This window comes from Streptomyces sp. NPDC031497, assembly GCF_055580905.1.
The window spans coordinates 113823-131045 of record NZ_JBVIKO010000004.1 but is presented as its reverse complement, the minus strand read 5'-3'; the positions used below and the strand labels follow the sequence as shown (position 1 = coordinate 131045).

Here is a 17223-nt window from a genome sequence, read left to right as displayed (position 1 = left end):
CAGCCCATCCTGGCCCGTCGTGCTGGTGGACGGCGATGTCGTCCTCCGGCCCATAAGGGTGCGCGACCAGCGGGCCTGGCGCGACGTCAACCGGCGCAACCGCGACTGGCTGCGCCCCTGGGAGGCGACCATCCCGCCGCCCACCCCCAGCGGCCCGATCGCGCACCGGCCGACCTACCGGCAGATGGTCCGGCACCTGCGCTCCGAGGCGAACGCGGGCCGCATGCTGCCCTTCGTCATCGAGTACCAGGGGCGCCTGGTCGGGCAGTTGACGGTCGCCGGGATCACCTGGGGGTCGATGTGCTCGGGCCACGTCGGCTACTGGGTGGACCGGGCGGTGGCCGGCCGCGGGGTGATGCCGACGGCCGTCGCACTCGTGGTGGACCACTGTTTCCGCACGGTTGGTCTGCACCGCATCGAGGTCTGCATTCGCCCCGAGAACCGGCCCAGCCGCCGGGTCGTGGAGAAACTCGGATTCCGTGAGGAGGGGCTGCGGCCGCGTTATCTCCACATCGACGGCGCCTGGCGCGACCACCTCGTCTTCGCTCTCACGGCGGAAGAAGTGCCCGAGGGGTTGCTCGGCCGCTGGCGGCGGGAACGCTCCCAGAGCGAGTCGCCGAAGGCACCGGGTACGACGGGCACCCCGAACGTGCCCTGGAATCCGCAGAACACTCCAGGGAATCCCGGGTAGTCGAAAAATGGAATACATGTTCGAAATTGATCGACTGATGACCGTCTCAGGGCATTGAATTCGCGGCTCCGACGGCTGGTTGATCGCATCGGTCACAAAAAAAGCTCGAAATATCAGCCAGATCGTGCGACACACCGGCGCAATTGGCAGATGGCCCCACGCAAACCCCTCTACCGTGTGAGGCGTGAGCAGCAGCGGCCTCATCTACGCAGTCATTGTCGGGGCCTGGGCCGCCTACTTGGTGCCGATGTGGCTCCGTAGGCAGGACGAGCTGAACGAGGCCCGTCCGACGGAACGCTTCAGCACCGCCATCCGGCTGCTGTCCGGACGGGCGGGGATGGAGCGCCGATACGCCAGGGACCTGCGGGCGCGCTCCACCCCCGAGGGGGAGCAGGACGCCGGTGATCCGGACGCCGTCACCGACTCGGTGGACGTCCGGGCCTTCGCCATGCCTCCGACCCGCCGTCAGGTCCGGGCCGACGCGCAGCCGGAGACACCCGGGCGCCAGGAACCGGCACGCGACCAGGCGGTCGCGCCGGCGGCCAAGTCCCCGTCCGCACCGGCCCGTCAGGCAGGCACCACGCCCGCCCCGGCATACACCCCCGCGCGCAAGCGAGTTCCGGCCGCGCGGCGCGCGTCCTCGGCACAGACAGCCGAAGCGCGCGCCCGGCGTACGAAGGCGCTCGCGCGCCGTCGGCGCACCACGGTCTTGCTCTTCGTCGCGTTCACGCTGGGCGCGATCGTCGCCGCCGTCGGGGGGCTGGCGTTCCTGTGGGCGCCGGGCGTACCCGCCGTCATGCTCAGCGCCTACATCGCCTACCTCCGCGCACAGGAGCGCCGGCGCTTCGCCTACCAGATGGACCGGCGTCAGGCCGAGGTCGCCGCACAGCGGTTGCGGGAACGCCAGCCGCGGCGGCGCGCGCCTCTCGACCCGGGCGCGGTCGCCGACGAACCGGACGAGGGACCAGCGGCCGAGACCGACCCCGGCCTGTCCGCGCTCGCCGCTGACCGGCGCGCTCTCGTCGAACAGACCGACCACGCCGAGTGGGTCGACCAGCAGCGCGAGCGGCAGCGGCGGCCCGGGCGCGGGGACAGCTGGGACCCGGTGCCGGTGCCACTGCCGACGTACGTGACCGCGCCGGTCGCGCCCCGCGCCACCTCCGACGTGGACCTGGGGGCGCCCGACGCCTGGAGTTCGGCCCGGTCCAGCTCCGTCGCGCCGGAGCAGGAGGCCAGGCCGGTCGCGCCGGAGGCGGAAGCGGAGGCGGAGGCGCCGGAGACCGCTGCCGACGACAAGTCGGCGGACGGCCGGACCGACGCGCGCCGCGCGGCCTCCGCGCGCCGGGCGCGCGAGCGTGGTCGCACGCCCCTGTTCGACCAGTACGACGACGGCGACCGCCCGCGCGCGGCCAACGAGTGACACCAAGAGGGCATGGGGCGCCTCCCGGTACCCCGGTCCTGACCAGTCAGGGAACGGATTTCCAAGCACCCCGACAGGGATGCTAGAGTTTCACTCGTTGCAAGGGCCTGTGGCGCAGTCTGGTAGCGCACCTCGTTCGCATCGAGGGGGTCTGGGGTTCAAATCCCCACAGGTCCACTGCACGACGAGATCCCGGCGATCATGATGATCGCCGGGATCTCTGTCGTTTCCCCGGGGTCTCCCGACCGGGCGGATGCCGCCGAAGGACGAGTTGGTCCAGGGCTGAGGGCCGGGCGGCCACCCGGCCGGATCGGTAGGGCAGTTGGGGTTGACGTGGCGGCGCCACGATCCGCCCGACGCCCGGCGCCGGGTTCCCGCCTCAAGTGGCGCCCGTCGAACGACCAGCGTGACGTGGATTACAGGTCGCCCCTCAGGGTCTTCTCGCCCCGCAGGGTCTTTGCGTAGCAGCGGCTCGACTCGTAGTGGCGGTAGTAGCCGAACTTCACGCACGGCTCGTAACCGCTGGAGGTGTACAGGGCGATCGCCTCCGGCTGCTTGGTGCCCGTCTCCAGGACCATACGGAGGCGGCCGGCCGTGCGCGCGTCGTCCTCCAGGGCCGCGAGCATGCGGCGGGCCAGGCCCCGCCCGCGCATCCCCTCGATGACGAACATGCGCTTGAGTTCGGCGTCGCCGTCCTCGTTGCCCTCGCCGTTCTCATCCTGGCTGCGCCAGCCGCCGGTGGCCACGGGGCGGTCGGACTCGTCGTACGCGATCAGGTAGACACCGTTCGGCGATGCGAAGTCGGCCGGGCCGAGGGTCGTGGCGTCGCCACCGTCGCCGTAACGCAGGTGGTACTCGGCCTGGACCTCGTCGTTCAGCTTGATGGCGTCGGGGTGGTCGAAGGCAACGCGACGTATATTCATGTAAGGCATCGTATATTCGTGCAGGCGAGGAACGCGATGGGCATCGGTACTGCGTACCAGTGTGCCGGTATCGTGCCCTGGTGCTGACTGTGACCACGGTGAATGTGAACGGACTGCGGGCCGCCGCGAAGAAGGGCTTCGTGGAGTGGCTCGCGGAGACCTCCGCGGACGTGCTCTGCCTGCAGGAGGTGCGCGCGGAGCCGCAGCAGCTCCCGGAGGAGGTGCGCGCGCCCGGCGGGTGGCACGTCGTACACGCCCCCGCGTCCGCCAAGGGGCGTGCGGGTGTCTCCCTGTACACCCGGCGCGAGCCGGACGGCGTGCGGGTCGGCTTCGGCTCTGACGAGTTCGACGCGAGCGGGCGCTATGTCGAGGTCGACCTGCCCGGTGTCACCGTCGCCTCCCTGTATCTGCCCTCCGGGGAGGTCGGTACCGAGCGGCAGGAGGAGAAGGTCCGGTTCATGGGCGAGTTCCTCGCCTACCTGAAGGGGCTGCGCGAGGGGGCCGCCGCCGACGGGCGCGAGGTCGTCGTCTGCGGCGACTGGAACATCGCCCACCGGCAGGCCGACCTGAAGAACTGGCGTGGCAACACCAAGAACTCCGGCTTCCTGCCGGAGGAGCGAGAGTGGCTCGGCAGCGTCCTGGATCCGGCCGACGGCGGGTACGTCGACGTCGTGCGCGCGTTGCACCCGGAGGTCGAGGGGCCGTACTCCTGGTGGTCCTACCGGGGGCGGGCCTTCGACAACGACTCGGGTTGGAGGATCGATCTCGCCGTGGCGACCCCTGGGCTGGCCGCCCGTGCCGTCAAGGCAGTCGTGGAGCGGGCGGCCAGCCATGATGAACGGTGGTCGGATCACGCGCCTGTGACGGTGGTCTTCGAGATGTGACGCGGACCGGTGCCCTCGCCGCGTGCCGAGGCCAGACGTGAGGTGTCCGGTCCAGGGCGGTGAGCCGGACGACTGCGCGCTGCCGGGCCGGCGAGGGCGGGGTGAGGTGGGCGGAGTCGCTTGAGGGCCACGCCTGGGCACGTGGACGCTGCCAGGCAGGGCCGGCCGTACTCCGGGGCTGGTCGCACAGCCGCCGGGGTCTTTTCGATCTCGCTCTCGGAGCGCGAACATCATCACGAGGAACATTCACCGGAAAGCGAAGGAGTGATGTTCGCGATCGGTGATCTAGCCCCTCTTGCGCAGCCGCCGGTCCAGGGCCAGGGACATCTCCGCCTCCACCACGCTCCGCGCCAGAGGGCGCAGGCGCTCCATGTCCTCCTCGGGGCCGTGGCGCAGGACGAGGTCGGCGAAGAGTTCGGCGAGCGCGTCGGCGTGCTCGCGGACGCCTCGGCCCGCCGCCAGAACCTCCGCGAGCGGGAAGCCCTCGCGGACCAGGGCCTCCGAGGCGTCCAGCAGACGGCGGCTGATGTGGACGATGTCGTCGCCGTCGGTGCCGAGGTAGCCGAGGTCCAGGGCGGCGGCCAGGTTCTCCGGGGTGGCCTCGCCCTCGAAGCGGGCGGCGAGTTCCTCGGGGGTCAGGCGGACCGGCTCCTCCTCGGTGGGGGTGCCGACGCCGAGCAGGTCGGCCACGTCGCGGCCGTGGTCGAAGGCCTCCGCCAGCTCCGCGATGCCGTTCAGGGTGTGGCCGCGATCCAGGAGCGCCGAGATCGTGCGCAGGCGGGCCAGGTGGTGGTCGTCGTACCAGGCGATACGGCCCTCGCGGCGGGGTGGCGGGATGAGCTTGCGCTCGCGGTAGAAGCGCAGCGTGCGCACGGTGATGCCGGCCAGGCGGGCCAGTTCCTCCATGCGGTACTCGCGCGGTCCGCCCTGGCCCGGGAGCCGGCCGCGGTCCGCGGAGGTGCTTCGTCCACCGTCGTCTGCCACGTGCGAAGCCTATGTTGTACCGCCGGTACCCGCGGCGGAGCCGCTGATGCGAACGTCCTCCGACCGACCCCTACCCATCAGTACGGAGCTGCTCTACAGTCCAATCGTGCCAGCGTTCACTGGCGTAATCATGGTCGATGCCTGGAGGCTCCGGATGGCCCAGCACGAGCAGGTACGGGTGGCGGTGATCGGGTCCGGGTTCGGCGGACTCGGCGCGGCTGTGCGGTTGCGCCGGGAGGGGATCACCGACTTCGTCGTCCTGGAACGGGCCGGCAGCGTCGGGGGCACCTGGCGGGACAACAGCTACCCGGGGTGCGCCTGCGACGTGCCGTCCCACCTGTACTCCTTCTCCTTCGCGCCCAACCCCGACTGGCCGCGCACCTTCTCCGGGCAGGAGCACATCCGCGCCTATCTGGAACACGTCGCCGATGTCTTCGGGCTGCGGCCCCACCTCCGCTTCGACTCCGAGGTCAAGCGGATGACCTGGGACCCGGAGAAACTGCGCTGGGACATCGAGACGGCCTCCGGTTCGCTCTCCGCCGACGTCGTCGTCTCCGCCACCGGGCCGCTGTCCGACCCGAAGATCCCCGAGATCCCGGGGCTGGACTCCTTTCCCGGCGAGGTCTTCCACTCCGCCCGCTGGGACCACGACTACGACCTGCGCGGCAAACGGGTCGCCATGGTCGGCACCGGCGCCTCCGCGATCCAGATCGTGCCCGCCATCCAGCCCGAGGTCGCGAAACTCACTCTCCTCCAACGCACGCCCCCGTGGGTGATGCCCCGCGTGGACCGCGCCATCAGCGCCGCCGAGCGCCGGATGCACCGGGCGCTGCCCTTCACCACCCAGGCCCGGCGCGGGTTCCTGTGGGGGATCCGGGAGCTCCAGGTCCAGGCATTCACCAAGCGGCCCGACGAACTCGGCCTGGTCGAGAGCCTCGCCAAGCGCAACATGGCCCGTGCCATCAAGGACCCCGCGCTGCGCGCCAAGCTCACCCCGGACTACCGCATCGGCTGCAAGCGGATCCTGCTGTCCAGCACCTACTATCCGGCGCTGGCGCAGCCCAACGTGGACGTGGTGACGAGCGGGCTCAGCGAGATCCGCGGATCGACCGTGGTGGCCACCGACGGCACCACCGCCGAGGTCGACGCGATCATCTTCGGTACCGGCTTCCACGTCACCGACATGCCCATCGCCGAGCGGGTCGTCGGCGCCGACGGACGGACCCTCGCGGAGGCCTGGAAGGGCGGCATGGAGGCGCTGCGCGGTGCCGCTGCCGCCGGGTTCCCCAACTGGATGACGATCATCGGGCCCAACACCGGCCTCGGGAACTCCTCCATGATCCTCATGATCGAGTCCCAGCTGAACTACATGGCCGACTATCTGCGCCAGCTCCGTGTCCTCGGGGGGCGTGCGGCCCTCGACGCGCGCCCCGCCGCCGTGGCCGCCTGGAACCACAAGGTCCAGGAACGCATGAAGCGCACCGTGTGGAACACCGGTGGCTGCACCAGCTGGTACCTGGACGCGAGCGGCCGCAACACCACCATCTGGCCCGGCACGACGACGGAGTTCCGGCGCGCGACCCAGCGGGTGGATCTCGCGGAGTACGAGGTGGTCCGCGCGCCCCTGACCAGCGGCGCGGACGGCGCGCACGGCGCGCGCGGCGCCAAGTCCGGTGCGGAGGTGGGCGCGTGAGCCGGCTCACCCACGTGACCACCGGGCCGTACGCGCCACCCGCGCCCACGCGCGAACTCACCGCCGTCTCCGCCGACGGCGCGCGCCTCCACGTCGAGGTGCACGGCCCCGAGAACGCGCCCCCCGTCGTCCTCGCCCACGGCTGGACCTGCTCGACCGCCTTCTGGGCGGCGCAGATACGGGAACTGGCCGCCGACCACCGGGTCATCGCGTACGACCAGAGAGGGCACGGGCGCAGTCCCGCGAGCCCCGCGTGCACCACCCAGGCGCTCGCGGACGACCTCGAAGCGGTCCTCGCGCACACGCTCGCACGCGGGGAGCGGGCCGTGATCGTCGGGCACTCCATGGGTGGCATGAGCGTCATGGCGGCCTCGGCGCGTCCGCGCTTCCGCGAGCACGCCGCCGCGGTCCTGTTGTGCAGCACCGGCAGTTCGCGGCTGGTCGCGGAGGCGCGCGTCATACCGTTGCGTGCCGGGGCCGTACGCACCTGGCTCACGGCGCACGTCCTGGCATCGCGCGCCCCGCTCGGACCGGTCACGCCCGTCGCCCGGAGCATTCTCAAGTACGCCACCATGGGCGCCGGTTCCACCCCGCACATGGTGGAAGCGTGCACGCGGATCGTGCACGCCTGCCCGCGCGCCGTGCGCCACGCCTGGGCGCTCGTTCTCGCGCATCTCGACCTCGACGACGGCGTAAGGGAGTTGCGCGCGCCCACGGCGGTCATCAGCGGCGCGTCCGACCGGCTCACGCCCCCTCTGCACGCCCGCGCGCTGGCCGCAGCACTGCCGCACTCCCTCGGTCTCACCGAGCTGCCCGGCATGGGCCACATGACTCCGGTCGAGGCGCCGGAACTGGTCAACGGAAAGATCCGGGAACTGGTCACCGCGTATGTGACGGACACCCCCGGCCGAGCCGGCGCCGAGGCGCCCGGGCGGATCAAGGAGGGCTCATGAGCAGGGTCGGTCTCGAAGGACAGGTCGCCGTCGTCACCGGAGCGGCGCGCGGGGTCGGCGAGTTGCTCGCCCGCAAGCTCTCCGCGCGCGGGGCGAAGGTCGCGCTGGTCGGGCTGGAGGAGGAGGCGCTCAAGGAGGTCTCCGGGCGGCTGCACACCGACAGTGCGTACTGGTACGCCGACGTCACCGATCACGAGGCGATGAGCCGGGTGGCGCGGGAGGTCAAGGAGCGGTTCGGGAAGGCCGACATCGTGGTGGCCAATGCCGGGGTGGCGAACGGCGGTCCGTTCGCCGAGTCGGATCCCGAGGCCTGGCGGCGGGTGATCGAGGTCAACCTGATCGGCTCGGCGGTGACGGCACGCGCGTTCCTGCCGGTGCTCACGGAGAGCCGGGGCTATCTGCTGCAGGTGGCGTCGCTTGCCGCGATCACGCCGGCGCCCATGATGACGGCGTACTGCGCGTCCAAGGCGGGTGTGGAGGCGTACGCGCACAGTCTGCGCGCCGAGGTCGGCCACCAGGGGGTGCGCGTCGGGGTCGCGTATCTGTCCTGGACGGACACCGACATGGTGCGCGGCGCCGACCAGGACGATGTGATGCGGGAGCTGCGGCAGCGGCTGCCGTGGCCGTCGAACAAGACGTATCCGCTGGGACCTGCGGTGGACCGGATCGTGGCCGGGATCGAGCGGCGCTCGGCACACGTGTACGGGCAGTGGTGGCTGCGCGGGATGCAGGGCGTGCGCGGGTACCTGCCGGCGCTGATCGGGACGGTCGGGCAGCGCGAGATGAAGCGGTTCGCGCCCCGCTTGCAGGGCATCCGCACCGGGCTCGTCGGCGCAGGTGGGGCGGCTGACGAGGAGGCGCGCGCTACGCACCGTCACTGATCGAAATGCGGGCTGTAGCGCCCCGTGTGAATCTGGTCGAGGCCCCACAGATGGGCCAATCCCCCTCACCCACCACGGGAGTGAACCCACATGGGTATGAAGGACAAGGCCGGCAAGACGCAGGGTCAGGCCAAGCAGAAGATCCGCGAAGGCCAGGAGCAGGCCAAGCAGCGCGGCGGCCAGCAGCCGGCGCAGGAGCACGGCGGGCAGACGGCGCAGGAGCGTGGCCGGCAGACGACGCAGCAGCGTGGTCAGCAGGCGACGCAGCAGCGTGGTCAGCAGGCGACGCAGGAGCGTGGCCAGCAGATGCGTGAGCGCGGCCGCCAGAACATGGACGACACCGAGCAGGAGATGCAGGACCGGTTCAACCAGGACTACGACGCGTAGTCGTTGTCCTGGCTCGGCCGAAGTATGTGGGGCGCCCTCCGTTGCGGAGGGCGCCCTGCGGCGCCTCAGGGGGCCGTCGGCCGCGGGGGCAGCTTCGGGCGGGATCTGTCCGGGGTCTCGCTGTAGTCCGGGGGGAGCGCCGCCGGGTGGTCGGTCAGGAGGTCCAGGGCCAGTTGGATCGCGTCGTCCATCTCGACGTGGCGGCCCTCCGCCCAGTCCATCGGGGTGCGCAGGACCTCCACGTCGGGGGCGACGCCGTGGTTCTCGACGGACCAGCCGTAGTCCTCGAACCAGGCCGCGTTCATCGGCACCGTGATCACCGTGCCGTCGCCCAGCCGGTGCCGCCCGGTCATGCCGACGACCCCGCCCCAGGTGCGCTGCCCGACCACAGGGCCGAGCCGCAGCAGCTTGATCGCGGCCGTGATCATGTCACCGTCGGAGGAGGTCGCCTCGTCGGCGAGCGCGACGATCGGGCCGCGCGGCGCGTTGGAGGCGTACGACACCGGCTGCGCGTCCCTCGTCAGGTCCCAGCCGAGGATGGTCCGGGTGAGTTTCTCGACGACGAGTTCGCTGATGTGGCCGCCCGCGTTGCCGCGCACGTCGACGATGAGCGCGGGGCGCGAGACCTCCATGCGCAGATCGCGGTTGAACTGGGCCCAGCCCGACCCGCCCATGTCCGGGATGTGCAGATAGCCGCACCTGCCGCCGCTCGACTCCCGTACCACCGCACGGCGCTTGGCCACCCAGTCCTGATAGCGCAGCGGCCGCTCGTTGATCAGCGGGAGGACGGCGACCCGGCGCGGCGGCCCAGGCTCGCCGTCGCCCGGCACGAACGTCAGCTCCACCGTCGTACCGCCCGCTCCCGCGAGCAGCGGATACGGGCCGGTCACCGGATCCACCGGCCTGCCGTCCACGTGCGTGAGCACCGCGCCCTCCCGGATCCCCGTGCCCGCCAGCGGTGACCGCGCCTTGGAGTCGGAGGAGTCGCCGGGCAGGATCCGCTTGACCGTCCAGCCGCCGTCCCGGCGTACGAAGTCGGTGCCGAGCAGGCCCTGGAAGCGCTGGTAGTGCGGTGGGCCCTCGTTGCGGCGGGCGGGGGTGACATAGGCGTGCGAGGTGCCCAGTTCGCCGAGGACCTCGCGCAGGAGGTCGGCGAACTCGTCGGGGGAGGCCACCCGTTCGACCAGCGGACGGTACTGGTCGAGGACCCCGTCCCAGTCGATGCCGCACATTCCGGGGTCCCAGAAGTAGTCGCGGATGAGCCGGCCGGCCTCGGCGTACGCCTGCCGCCACTCGGCGGGCGGATCGACCTGGTGCAGGATGCGGCGCAGGTCGATCCAGACGGTCGAGTCGGCGTCGCCGGACTCGGTCGACGGCACGGCCCGCAACTCGCCCTCGTCGACCACGACCAGGCGGCTGCCGTCGCCGCTGACCGTGAACCAGTCCAGGTGGTCCACGAGTTCGGACTTCTTCGCCTTGGTGATGTTGAAGTACTCCAGGGTCGGCCGGCCGCTGGTGTCCGCGGGGTTGACGAAGGTCTCGCCCAGCGCACCCGAGATCGGCCAGCGCAGCCAGACCAGACCGCCGCCGGCGACCGGGTACAGCGCCGAGTACTTGGAGGCGGCGACCGGGAAGGGGGTCACCCGGTTCTCCAGTCCCTCCACCTCGACCGTGACCGCGCCGCCCTCGCCGGGCTCCTCGTCCTCGACGGGGTCCAGACCGCCCGCCGCCGGTCGCCCGTCGGGACTGAGGGCGAAGGGGGAGGGGGTCGCCGACGAGAGCGGGACCAGGTAGGGGCGGCAGCCGAGCGGGAAGGACAGGTCGCCGGTGTGCACGTCGTACACCGGGTCGAAACCGCGCCAGGACAGGAACGCGAGATAGCGGCCGTCGCGGGTGAAGACGGGGTTCTCGTCCTCGAACCGGCCGTTGGTGACGTCGATGACGAGCCGGTCGCTGATGCGGGCCAGCTTGATCTGCCGCAGCGAACGGCCGATGCCTGGATGCGACCAGGTCAACCATGACCCGTCCGGTGAGAAGGCCAGATCACGGACCGGACCATTGATCGACTGGATCAACTCGGTGACCACGCCGTCGGAGCTTTCGCCGTCAACAGAATCAATGCCGCCAGGGGTAGTGGCATCAACATGGTCAATACCGTCAATGGAAGCGGCCGAATCAACAGAACCAACGGAATCAACGGAGCCAGCCGGAACGTCGGAATCGGCAGCCTCGGAAGCATCAACGGCATCAACGGCATTGACGGTGTCGACGGAATCAACAGATGCCCCGTCGCCCTCAACATCCTCGGACACGTCGATCAACAACAGCCGTCCGTCGTGCGCCGCCACCGCCAGCCGCTCGCCCAGCGGGTCCGACACCAGTTCAAGGACCCGGCCCAGCTTCCCGGAGGCCAGTCGGCGCGGTGGGCGGTCGCCGCTCGCCCGGGGCAGGTGGGCGATCTCGACCGCATCCTCGCCGCCGGCGTCCGTGACGTACGCGATCTGCCCGGTCGAGCCGAGCATCTCCGGGAGCCGCACCCGTACCCCCGGCGTGTCGGCGATGGTGCGCGCCGGGCCGTCGCGGTGGGTGAGCCAGTACAGGCTGCCGCGTACGACGACGGCGCTGGCCCGTCCCGTCTCGTCGACGGAGACGCCGTCGACGTGCTGGGCGGCCGGTACCTGGTAGGGGCGGCGCCCGGCGCGCGGCCCGGACAGCCGTACGTCCAGCCTGCGCGGCGCCGAGTCCGGGCCGAGGTCGTCGACGAGCCACAGGTCGCCCGCGCACTGGTACACCACCCGGGCGCCGTCGCTGGCGGCGTGCCGGGCGTAGAAGGCGTCGTGGTCGGTGTGGCGGCGCAGGTCGGAGCCGTCGTAGGCGCAGGAGTAGAGGTTGCCGACGCCCTCGTGGTCGGAGAGGAAGGCGATCCGGCCGGCGACGAACATCGGGGAGTGCAGATGGCCGTCGATGCCGGCGAGCAGCCGCTGCCCGTGCAGCCAGAGCCGGCCCATGGCGCCGCCCCGGTAGCGCTTCCAGCCGGCCGGTTCGTGCGGCGGGGTGCCGGTGAGCAGCAGAGTCCTGCGCTCGCCCTCGATGTCGGCGACCTGAATGTCGGCGACCGGCCCCCAGGGCAGTTTGCGGCCCGGGTCGCCGTCGGGGGACACCTTGTAGGCCCAGGTGAAATAGGAGAACGGCTGCCCATGGGAGGCCACCGCGAGAATGTCGCCCTCCGGGGTCCAGCCGCACACCTGGGTGTCGGCGCTGCCCCAGTACGTCAGCTGCCGCCCGGGCCCGCCGTCCACGTCGACCAGGTGGATCTCGGGCACCAGGCTGCGCCAGCTCGTGTACGCGACCTGACGGCCGTCCGGCGAGAAGCGCGGATGGCCGACCTTGGTGCGGTCGACGGTGAGCCGCCAGGCGCGGCCCGGGGCGTCCAGCGAGGTCAGCCAGAGGTCGTCCTCGGCCACGAAGCACAACAGGTCACCGTGGAGATGCGGCATGCGCAGATAGCTCACCTCCCCATGCTTTTCCGGGTACAGGGGGCAGGCAACTCGTGGGCACGCGCGCGTGGCGGACGCACGTGAGAGAGCACACGTACGAAACGGTTTCGTTTCTATGGATCCCGGGGTATCTTCAATATGTACGCAGCGAGGTGCACGATGCACGATGTACGCATCAGGTGCCGACGGAACAGGGAAGGGTGAGTGACATGGCTGAGGTCGCAACGGCGCGTCGCAGCCGGATCACGCCCGAGCGCGAGACGGAGCTGTACGAGGCCGTGCTCGACCTGCTCCGTGAGGTCGGCTACGACGCCCTCACCATGGACGCCGTCGCCGCTCGCACCAAGTCCAGCAAGGCCACCCTCTACCGCCAGTGGGGCGGCAAGGCCGAACTGGTGGCCAAGGCGGTACGGCACACCAAGCCGGGGGGCGCGGGTCTCAGCAAGATCGACACCGGCTCGCTCCGGGGCGATCTGCATGCCCTCACCCTGCGCTCGGACGACTGCGAGATGGAGCAGAACTCCGCGCTGATGCGAGGTCTCGCCATGGCGGTCCATGGCAACCCGGACCTCCTGGAAGCGTTCAAGGAGCATCTGATCGGGCCCGAGATGGCCGACTTCAACCAGGTGCTGCGGCGTGCCATCGACCGGGGCGAGGTCCGTGCGGACAACCCGGCGATCGACTTCGTGATGCACATGATGATCGGCGGGTTCGCCGCCCGTTCCCTGATCGACGAGCAGCCGCCCAACCAGGCCTTCCTCCTGTCGTACATCGACGCCGTGGTGCTCCCCGCACTCCGCGCGCCCATCACCGGCTGACCCCTCCCCACAGCCAGCCCACCTGACGCCTTCGCTCACGTCGTCGGGCCGATCACCCCTGCCACCCACCGGGTTGATCACCCCTGCCCTGAATACCCCACGACCTGACCGGGAGTACGCCCTCGTGGCCACGTTCCTCTACAAACTGGGCCGGCTCGCCTTCAGGCGACGGCACTTCGTCGCCCTCATATGGGTGGCGCTGCTCACCCTCGCGGGAGTCGGCGCGGCCAGTGCCCCCGCAGCCGGCAACACCTCCTTCTCCATCCCCGGAACCGAGGCCCAGAAGGCCTTCGACCTGCTGGACCAGCGCTTTCCGGGCACCAGCTCCGACGGCGCCACCGCGCGCGTGGTCTTCAAGGCGCCGGCCGGCGAGAAGATGACGGACAAGCTCAACAAGGCGACTGTCAAGAAGACCGTCAAGGAACTGTCCAACGGCTCCGAGGTCGACTCGGTCGCCGACCCCTACAAGGGCAAGGCCGTCAGCAAGGACGGCACGATCGCGTACGCCTCGGTCAAGTACAAGGTCTCCGGCATGGAACTGGAGGACTCCTCACGGGACGCCCTGAAGGCGGCCGCGCAGGACGCTCGGGACGCCGGGCTGACCGTGGAGATCGGCGGCGACGCGCTCAGCGCCACGCCCGAGACCGGTTCCAGCGAGGTCATCGGCATCGCGATCGCCGCGGTCGTCCTGGTCATCACCTTCGGCTCGCTGCTCGCGGCCGGATTCCCGCTGCTCACCGCGATCATCGGCGTCGGCATCGGCGTCTCCACGATCACGGCCCTGGCCAGCGCCCTCGACCTGGGCTCCACCACCTCCACCCTGGCCACGATGATCGGCCTCGCGGTCGGTATCGACTACGCCCTGTTCATCGTCTCCCGCTACCGCGCGGAACTCACCGAGGGCCGCGAACGCGAGGAAGCCGCCGGCCGCGCGGTCGGTACGGCGGGCTCGGCGGTCGTCTTCGCCGGTCTGACGGTCGTGATCGCCCTGGTCGGACTCTCCGTCGTCAACATCCCGATGCTCACCAAGATGGGGGTGGCCGCCGCGGGAACGGTCGTCGTCGCCGTCCTGATCGCCCTCACCCTCATCCCCGCGCTGCTCGGCTTCGCGGGCCGCAGGATCAAGCCCACCGGCGAGAAGAGCAAGCTGCTCGGCGGCGGCCGCGCGAAGAAGAAGCACGCCGACAGGCCCAACATGGGCACCCGGTGGGCCAGCTTCGTCGTACGGCGCCCGGTCGCCGTGCTGCTGCTCGGTGTCGTCGGCCTCGGCGCGGCGGCGGTCCCCGCGGCCTCCCTGCAGCTGGGCCTCGGCGACGACGGCTCCCAGCCGACCTCGACCACCCAGCGCCGCGCCTACGACCTGCTTTCCGACGGCTTCGGCCCCGGCTTCAACGGCCCGCTCATGGTCGTCGTCGACGCCAAGGACAGCGCCCACCCGAAGGCCGCGTTCAACAAGGTCGACAGCGAGATCAAGGGCCTCAAGGACGTCGTCACGGTGACCCCGGCCGCGCCCAACAAGGCCGGCGACACCGCGACCATCACCGTCATCCCTAATTCCAAGCCGTCCTCGACCACCACCGAGGACCTGGTCCACGCGATCCGCGACCAGGGCACCGAGATCACCGCCGACACGGACGCCAAGGTCCTGGTCACCGGCTCGACGGCGATGAACATCGACGTCTCGCAGAAGCTCAACGACGCCCTGATCCCCTACCTGGTCCTGGTCGTCGGCCTCGCCTTCCTCCTGCTGATCGTGGTCTTCCGCTCGATCCTGGTCCCGCTGAAGGCCGCCCTCGGCTTCCTGCTCAGCGTGATGGCGGCGCTCGGCGCCGTGGTCGCGGTCTTCCAGTGGGGCTGGCTGTCCGGCCTGCTCGGCGTCGAGGAGACCGGCCCGGTCATGTCGATGATGCCGATCTTCATGGTGGGCGTCGTCTTCGGCCTCGCCATGGACTACGAGGTGTTCCTCGTGACCCGGATGCGGGAGGCGTACGTCCACGGCGAGAAGCCGAGCCAGGCCGTCGTCACCGGCTTCAAGCACGGCGCACGGGTCGTCACGGCCGCCGCCGTCATCATGATGGCCGTCTTCTCCGGCTTCATCGGCTCCAGCGAGTCCATGATCAAGATGATCGGCTTCGGCCTCGCGATCGCCGTCTTCTTCGACGCGTTCATCGTCCGCATGGCGATCGTCCCCGCCGTACTCGCCCTGCTCGGCAAGCGCGCATGGTGGCTGCCGAAGTGGCTGGACCGCCTGCTGCCCAACGTCGACGTCGAGGGCGAGGGCCTGCGCGCCCTGTCCGACAAGCACGCCGGCGAGGACTCCGGCAAGGACGACGAGGACCGGGAGCTGGTACGCGCCTGACGCGCACTTCGTGAAAGACCGCCGGTGAGGGCCCGTGGGGACGGGGCGCCCTCACCGGCTTTTCCGTACCCGATGAACCGGCCGCGGAGGGCGAGCGCCGGCTGGGGCGGCGTCCGGCCGGGAACGGAACCCGACGCGACGCTGCCGACCGGCACGGCGCCCGGTTTGATCGTGATCTCCACGAGGTTCCCTCCCCGCGTGGTCGTACTCCGTGACCGGCACGGATCACGCGTTAACCATTCGCCGTCACTTCGTCCGCTTGGTTAGCGTGCCCTCCATGACGACGACAGCCGACGCCGACGCCGGGGGCTTCGGAGCCCATCCCCGTTTCGCCGCCGCCCTGGACGAACTGGGGCTGGGGGAGCTGACCTCCCGGATCCGGCGGTTCCCGGACGCGACCCGTACCGCCGCCGAGGCCGCCGCGGCGATCGGGTGCGAACTGAGCGAGATCTGCAAGTCGCTGATCTTCGCGGCCGACGGGGTGCCGGTGCTGGTGCTGATGGACGGCGCCTCCCGCGTCGACGTGGAGCTGGTGCGCAAGGAACTCGGCGCCCAGAAGGTCACCCGGGCCAAGGCGGACGTCGTACGGGAGACGACCGGGTACGCCATCGGGGGCGTGCCGCCGTTCGGGCACCGTACACGCACGCGCGTGCTCGCAGACCGGGCGCTGCTGCGGCACGACGTGGTGTGGGCCGCCGCCGGCAACCCCCACGCCGTCTTCCCGATCGCGCCCGGCGCCCTGGTCGGGCACGCCGGCGCCACCGTCGTGGACGTGCGCGAGCCCTCCGCGTGAGCCCACTGGTCACCGCGGCCGTCCTGTGCGCCGCGGTCACGCACGCCAGTTGGAACGCCATCGCCCACCGGATCACCGACAAACTCGTCGGCTCCTCGCTGATCGCCGCCGGAGGCGTGCTGATCGGGCTGCTGCTGATGCCGTTCGCGGCGGTCCCGGCGGCCGGCGCACGGCCGTATCTGATCGCCTCCGCGGTCGTCCATGTCGCCTACTTCGCGCTGCTGATGCTCTCCTTCCGACTCGGCGACTTCGGACAGGCCTATCCGCTCGCGCGCGGCACCGCACCGCTGCTGGTCACGCTGTTCGCCGCCGTGTTCGTGCACGAGGTCCCCAACGCCCTGGCGGCCGCGGGGATCGCCGTGTCCTGCGCCGGGCTCTTCGGGATCGCGCTGTGGGGGCTGCGCGGCCGCAGGCCCGACTGGGCGGCGGTCGGGGCCGCCCTCGCCACCGGCCTGTCCATCGCCGCGTACACCGTCCTCGACGGCCTGGGGGTGCGCGCCTCGGGTTCCCCGGCCGGCTACATCGCCTGGCTGATGGCCCTTCAGGGCCTGGCCATCCCGGCGTACGCCCTCGTTCGCAGACGCGGCGAACTGCTCACCGCGGCACGCCCGTTCGCGGCGCTGGGACTGCTGGGCGCTCTGCTGTCCGTCCTCGCCTACGGACTGGTCCTGTGGGCGCAGACGCGCGCCGAACTCGCACCGGTCGCCGCGCTGCGCGAGTCGTCGATCATCGTCGGGGCGGCCATCGGCGCGGTGTTCTTCAAGGAGCGGTTCGGGACGCCCAGGATCGCGGCGGCCGGTCTCCTGGTCGTCGGTATCGGGCTGATGCTGCACGCCGGTTGACGGGCGGCCATATTGTCGTTGCCTTGACGAACCGTTCTTCGAACGTTCAGCTGAGCGCCTGTATCCGGGCTGTGTGTTCTCCGTAAGGTCCCTGCGGA

The 17223-nt window shown here is 70.9% G+C and carries 14 protein-coding genes and 1 tRNA gene; 12 read left to right on the top strand and 3 right to left on the bottom strand.

What is annotated here, in order from left to right; translation table 11 throughout:
* Positions 1-19: 19 nt before the first annotated feature.
* From ACZ5K7_RS09245 to ACZ5K7_RS09235, 3 genes are all read left to right on the top strand, one after another.
* Positions 20-691 (top strand): GNAT family N-acetyltransferase, encoded by a 672-nt coding sequence (locus ACZ5K7_RS09245; protein ID WP_351706808.1) that lies wholly within the window; start codon positions 20-22, stop codon positions 689-691.
* Between the two features lie 184 nt (positions 692-875).
* Entirely contained in the window at positions 876-2111 is a 1236-nt protein-coding gene (gene sepX / locus ACZ5K7_RS09240) for a divisome protein SepX/GlpR (protein ID WP_468912140.1), read from the top strand.
* 103 nt (positions 2112-2214) lie between these two features.
* A tRNA-Ala gene (locus ACZ5K7_RS09235) sits at positions 2215-2288 on the top strand.
* 239 nt (positions 2289-2527) lie between these two features.
* Here the strand turns inward: ACZ5K7_RS09235 and ACZ5K7_RS09230 are convergent.
* On the bottom strand, positions 2528-3034 hold the full coding sequence (locus ACZ5K7_RS09230) for a GNAT family N-acetyltransferase (protein WP_468912139.1): 507 nt from the start codon (positions 3032-3034) through the stop codon (positions 2528-2530).
* Between the two features lie 59 nt (positions 3035-3093).
* On the opposite strand from ACZ5K7_RS09230, the gene ACZ5K7_RS09225 reads away from it, so the two are divergent.
* Complete coding sequence (locus ACZ5K7_RS09225) at positions 3094-3918, top strand: exodeoxyribonuclease III (protein WP_468912137.1); 825 nt, start codon at positions 3094-3096, stop codon at positions 3916-3918.
* Between the two features lie 285 nt (positions 3919-4203).
* On the opposite strand, the gene ACZ5K7_RS09220 is transcribed toward ACZ5K7_RS09225, so the two are convergent.
* The gene (locus ACZ5K7_RS09220) at positions 4204-4824 is read right to left on the bottom strand and encodes a MerR family transcriptional regulator (protein WP_468912590.1); all 621 of its coding nucleotides are present in this window, start codon (positions 4822-4824) and stop codon (positions 4204-4206) included.
* A gap of 232 nt (positions 4825-5056) precedes the next feature.
* Between ACZ5K7_RS09220 and ACZ5K7_RS09215 the strand changes: the two genes are divergently transcribed.
* The 4 genes from ACZ5K7_RS09215 (at position 5057) to ACZ5K7_RS09200 (ending at position 8816) form a co-directional block, all read left to right on the top strand.
* Positions 5057-6595, top strand: a complete 1539-nt coding sequence (locus tag ACZ5K7_RS09215; RefSeq protein ID WP_468912136.1) for a flavin-containing monooxygenase — start codon at positions 5057-5059, stop codon at positions 6593-6595.
* Positions 6592-7548: an alpha/beta fold hydrolase gene (locus ACZ5K7_RS09210; RefSeq protein WP_351706793.1), complete on the top strand. Its 957-nt coding sequence runs from the start codon at positions 6592-6594 to the stop codon at positions 7546-7548. Before ACZ5K7_RS09215 ends, ACZ5K7_RS09210 begins: the two co-directional genes overlap by 4 nt.
* Entirely contained in the window at positions 7545-8429 is an 885-nt protein-coding gene (locus ACZ5K7_RS09205) for an SDR family oxidoreductase (RefSeq protein ID WP_351706790.1), read from the top strand. The genes ACZ5K7_RS09210 and ACZ5K7_RS09205 overlap by 4 nt, the downstream gene beginning before the upstream one ends.
* A gap of 96 nt (positions 8430-8525) precedes the next feature.
* On the top strand, positions 8526-8816 hold the full coding sequence (locus tag ACZ5K7_RS09200) for a hypothetical protein (RefSeq protein WP_468912133.1): 291 nt from the start codon (positions 8526-8528) through the stop codon (positions 8814-8816).
* A gap of 65 nt (positions 8817-8881) precedes the next feature.
* On the opposite strand, the gene ACZ5K7_RS09195 is transcribed toward ACZ5K7_RS09200, so the two are convergent.
* Positions 8882-12328: a S41 family peptidase gene (locus ACZ5K7_RS09195; protein WP_468912131.1), complete on the bottom strand. Its 3447-nt coding sequence runs from the start codon at positions 12326-12328 to the stop codon at positions 8882-8884.
* A gap of 194 nt (positions 12329-12522) precedes the next feature.
* Here ACZ5K7_RS09195 and ACZ5K7_RS09190 point away from each other — a divergent pair, with 194 nt between their 5' ends.
* From ACZ5K7_RS09190 to ACZ5K7_RS09175, 4 genes are all read left to right on the top strand, one after another.
* Entirely contained in the window at positions 12523-13131 is a 609-nt protein-coding gene (locus tag ACZ5K7_RS09190; RefSeq protein WP_351706781.1) for a TetR/AcrR family transcriptional regulator, read from the top strand.
* A gap of 124 nt (positions 13132-13255) precedes the next feature.
* Entirely contained in the window at positions 13256-15490 is a 2235-nt protein-coding gene (locus ACZ5K7_RS09185) for an MMPL family transporter (RefSeq protein ID WP_351706778.1), read from the top strand.
* Positions 15491-15767: 277 nt separating this feature from the next.
* Positions 15768-16283, top strand: a complete 516-nt coding sequence (locus ACZ5K7_RS09180; protein WP_351706775.1) for a YbaK/EbsC family protein — start codon at positions 15768-15770, stop codon at positions 16281-16283.
* On the top strand, positions 16280-17125 hold the full coding sequence (locus ACZ5K7_RS09175; RefSeq protein WP_351706772.1) for a DMT family transporter: 846 nt from the start codon (positions 16280-16282) through the stop codon (positions 17123-17125). Before ACZ5K7_RS09180 ends, ACZ5K7_RS09175 begins: the two co-directional genes overlap by 4 nt.
* Positions 17126-17223: the final 98 nt, after the last annotated feature.

Excerpts from the sequence above, each read along its gene's own strand:
- ACZ5K7_RS09190 (WP_351706781.1), top strand. The coding sequence starts at position 12,523 with ATGGCTGAGGTCGCAACGGCGCGTCGCAGCCGGATCACGCCCGAGCGC.
- ACZ5K7_RS09215 (WP_468912136.1), top strand. The coding sequence starts at position 5,057 with ATGGCCCAGCACGAGCAGGTACGGGTGGCGGTGATCGGGTCCGGGTTC.
- ACZ5K7_RS09180 (WP_351706775.1), top strand. The coding sequence starts at position 15,768 with ATGACGACGACAGCCGACGCCGACGCCGGGGGCTTCGGAGCCCATCCC.
- ACZ5K7_RS09220 (WP_468912590.1), bottom strand. The coding sequence starts at position 4,824 with ATGGAGGAACTGGCCCGCCTGGCCGGCATCACCGTGCGCACGCTGCGC.
- ACZ5K7_RS09230 (WP_468912139.1), bottom strand. The coding sequence starts at position 3,034 with ATGAATATACGTCGCGTTGCCTTCGACCACCCCGACGCCATCAAGCTG.
- ACZ5K7_RS09200 (WP_468912133.1), top strand. The coding sequence starts at position 8,526 with ATGAAGGACAAGGCCGGCAAGACGCAGGGTCAGGCCAAGCAGAAGATC.
- ACZ5K7_RS09205 (WP_351706790.1), top strand. The coding sequence starts at position 7,545 with ATGAGCAGGGTCGGTCTCGAAGGACAGGTCGCCGTCGTCACCGGAGCG.